Origin of the sequence: Kitasatospora sp. NPDC057512 (genome assembly GCF_042802135.1) — a bacterium.
Lineage (GTDB): Bacteria > Actinomycetota > Actinomycetes > Streptomycetales > Streptomycetaceae > Kitasatospora.
In genome coordinates this window covers 1-3,226 of sequence record NZ_JBHVET010000863.1, presented here as the reverse complement: position 1 = coordinate 3,226, position 3,226 = coordinate 1, and the positions used below count along the sequence as shown (strand labels likewise).

The 3,226-nt window shown below is 74.4% G+C and carries 4 protein-coding genes and 1 pseudogene; all 5 read left to right on the top strand.

The genetic code is table 11. From position 1 onward, the window contains the following. Positions 1-303, top strand: a pseudogene (locus tag ACFU6K_RS34915) (hypothetical protein); the annotation flags it as partial. A 17-nt stretch (positions 304-320) separates the two neighbouring features. Then, positions 321-707 carry a roadblock/LC7 domain-containing protein gene (locus ACFU6K_RS34910; protein ID WP_380670017.1) on the top strand — a complete coding sequence of 129 codons (387 nt, stop codon included), beginning with the start codon at positions 321-323 and terminating at the stop codon, positions 705-707. Between the two features lie 78 nt (positions 708-785). Beyond that, entirely contained in the window at positions 786-1,148 is a 363-nt protein-coding gene (locus tag ACFU6K_RS34905) for a DUF742 domain-containing protein (RefSeq protein ID WP_380670015.1), read from the top strand. Next, complete coding sequence (locus ACFU6K_RS34900; RefSeq protein ID WP_380670013.1) at positions 1,129-1,746, top strand: ATP/GTP-binding protein; 618 nt, start codon at positions 1,129-1,131, stop codon at positions 1,744-1,746. The genes ACFU6K_RS34905 and ACFU6K_RS34900 overlap by 20 nt, the downstream gene beginning before the upstream one ends. Before the next feature lie 104 nt (positions 1,747-1,850). Next, positions 1,851-3,226 (top strand): cytochrome P450 (locus ACFU6K_RS34895; RefSeq protein WP_380670011.1); only part of this gene is annotated, 1,376 nt, incomplete at its 3' end.

Sequence of the window (3,226 nt, the reverse complement as noted above, 5' to 3'; positions counted from 1 at the left end):
GCTCAGCGCGGCACCGCGCAGCCCGGCGGGCCGACGGCGCAGCCGACCGGGCCGCTGGCCGGCCCGCCGGCCCAGGCGCCGCGCCCCGCCAAGGAGCCGAAGCAGCCGGGCCTGTGGCTGGAGGCGTTCATGGACGGCATCAAGGGGACCGGGCCGAGCCCGTCCGGACCGGCGGGCGCCGGGCGGGCGCCGGAGGCCGGGCACCCGAACGCCGGGCGCGCCACGGACGCTGATCAGACGGGTGCCGGACGCACCAGCGCCGCACACACCAGTGAAGAGACGGCAGGGAAGGGCGAGCAGTGATTCCGCACCGCAGCAACATGGACTGGATCCTCAACGACCTCGCGCACAGCGTCCCGTGCGTGCGCCACGTCATCGTGCTGTCCGCCGACGGCCTGCGGATCGCCCAGTACGGCACCGACCCGGACACCGCCGACCGCCTCGCCGCCGCCTGTGCCGGGCTGCAGAGCCTGGCCGGCGCGATCGGCCACGAGTTCCCGCACGGCGACGGCTCGATGCGGCTGGTGGTGATCGAGGTGGACGGCGGCTACTTCTACCTGATGGCCGCCAGTGACCGCGCGTACCTCGCGGTGCTCGCCGACGAGGGCGTGGACGCCGGGCTGGTGAGCCACCAGATGCGCGACCTGGTCGCCCGGATCGGCGAGCACCTGTCCACGCCGCCGCGCAACCCCGAGGTGGTCGCGTGAACCGCCGTCCGTCCCGCCCTGCCGCGCCGGGCTCCGGCGGCGGGACGGGCACATGAACGAGCACAGTGAGGCGGTGGCATGACGGCCGCGCAGGGCGGCTGGGACGGCCCCGAGCCCGACCGGCTGTACGTCATCACCCGGGGCCGCAGCGGCCCCTCGGGGCCGGGGGTCTTCGACCTGGTCACCCTGATCGTCTCCCGCGCGGAGCCGACCCCCGCCCACCAGCCGGAGCACGCCGCGATCCTGCGGCTGTGCCGCTCCCCGCTCTCGGTCGCGGAGGTCTCCGCCTACCTGGAACTCCCCGTCAGCGTGGTGATCGTGCTGCTGGCGGACCTGCTCGACGACGGGCTGATCGAGGCCCGCAGCGCCGCCGTGCCCGCGGCGGAACTCCCCGACCGTGCCCTGTTGGAGGCGGTGATCCATGGACTTCAGCGGCTCTGACTCGGTGGTCGGGCCGGCCGGGGCGGACCTGCTGCCGGACTCCGTCACCACGGCGGTCAAGGTGGTGGTGGTCGGCGGCTTCGGCGTCGGCAAGACGACGCTGGTCAGCGCGGTCAGCGAGATCCGCCCGCTGACCACCGAGGAGACCATGACCCAGGCCGGCGTCGGGGTGGACGACCCGACCGGGGTCGAGCAGAAGACCTCCACCACCGTGGCCATGGACTTCGGCCGGATCAGCATCAGCGACCGGCTCGTGCTGTACGTCTTCGGCACCCCCGGCCAGGAGCGGTTCTGGTTCCTCTGGAACGGCCTGTTCGAGGGCGCCCTGGGCGCGGTGGTGCTGGTGGACACCCGCCGGCTGGAGGTCAGCTTCGAGGTGATCGGGCGGCTGGAGGAGCGCGGCGTGCCCTTCGTGGTGGCCGTCAACAGCTTCCCGGAGGCCCCGGCCGTCCCGCTCGACGAGCTGCGGAGCGCGCTGGACCTGCCGTCCGAGGTGCCGATCGTCAGCTGCGACGCACGCAGCCGGGAGTCCAGCCGGGACACCCTGATGACCCTGATGCACTACCTGTACGAGCTGGCCGTCCCGGCCACCGGCTGAGCCGGCACCCGCGTCGGCTCGCCCGCCACCCGCCGCCCACCACCCGCCCCTAGCCCGTCCGCCCGTCCGCTCGTCACCGAACCCCACCCGCGACCGGAGACCCCGTGACCACCCCGATCCCCGAACCCGCCGGCCCCGTCCCCGCACCGGCCACCGCCCCGCCGCCCGGCTGCCCGGCCCACGCGGGCGGCGGCATCGCCCCGACCGGCCCCGGCGGCCTGCGCCGCCTGTACGGCCCGGAGGCCGAGACCGACCCGATGGGCCTGTACGACAAGCTGCGCGCCGAGCACGGCGAGGTGGCCCCGGTGCTGCTGCACGGCGACCACCCGGCCTGGCTGGTGCTCGGCCACGGCACCAACATCACCGTGATGCGCACCCCCTCGCTGTTCTCCCGGGACTCGCGCCTGTGGAACGCCTTCCGCAACAACGAGGTCCCGGCCGACTCCCCGCTGCTGCCGGTGGTCGCCTGGCAGCCGATCTGCGTGTTCGCGGACGGCGACGAGCACCGCCGGCTGCGCGGCGCCCTGCTGGACGGCCTGAACGGCTTCGACCGGCGCGGCATCCGCCGCCACGTCCGCCGCTTCACCACCGACCTGGTCCAGGTGGTCGGGCCGACCGGCCACGCCGAGCTGATCTCCCAGTTCGCCGAGCACCTGCCGATGCTGGTGATGACCAAACTGCTCGGCATGCCGGACGAGTACGGACCGCAGCTGGTGACCGCCGCCCGGGACCTGATGAAGGGCACCGAGACGGCGATCGCCAGCAACGAGTACGTGGTCGCCGGTCTGCGCCGGACCATCGCCCTCAAGCGCGAGCACCCCGGCGACGACCTGACCAGCCGTCTGCTGGCGCACCCGGCCGGGCTGACCGAGGACGAGGTGATGGAGCACCTGCGGGTGGTGCTGCTGGCCGCGAACGAGACGACCGTCAACCTGATCGCCGACTCGCTGAAGATGGTGCTCACCGACCCGCGCTTCCGCGCCCACCTCTCCGGCGGCCAGATGACCCTGGGCGAGGCGCTGGACCAGGTGCTCTGGGACTCCCCGCCGATGTCCCTGGTGGCCGGCCGCTGGGCGACCGCCGACACCGAGCTGGGCGGTCAGCAGGTCCGGGCCGGGGACCTGCTGCTGCTCGGGCTCGCGGCGGCCAACGTCGACCCGGTGGTCCGCCCCGACCTGGCGGCCCCGCTGTACGGCAACCGCTCCCACCTGTCCTTCGGCGCCGGGCCGCACGAGTGCCCCGGCCAGGACATCGGGCGGCACGTCGCCGAGGCCGGGATCGACATCCTGCTCACCCTGCTGCCGGACGTCCGGCTCGCGGTGCCCGAGGAGGAGCTGGTCTGGAGCTCGGCCTGGATCTCCCGTCACCTGACGGCGCTGCCGGTGGAGTTCACCGCCCGCGACATCGAGCCGGACCCGCTCTCGGTGGCGGAGGCGGTGCTGGCGGAGGCCGACGCGAAGGCGGATGCGGAGGCCGGGGC

Coding starts and splice junctions, on each gene's coding strand:
- ACFU6K_RS34910 (WP_380670017.1), top strand. CDS start 321: ATGGACTGGATCCTCAACGACCTCGCGCACAGCGTCCCGTGCGTGCGC.
- ACFU6K_RS34905 (WP_380670015.1), top strand. CDS start 786: ATGACGGCCGCGCAGGGCGGCTGGGACGGCCCCGAGCCCGACCGGCTG.
- ACFU6K_RS34900 (WP_380670013.1), top strand. CDS start 1,129: ATGGACTTCAGCGGCTCTGACTCGGTGGTCGGGCCGGCCGGGGCGGAC.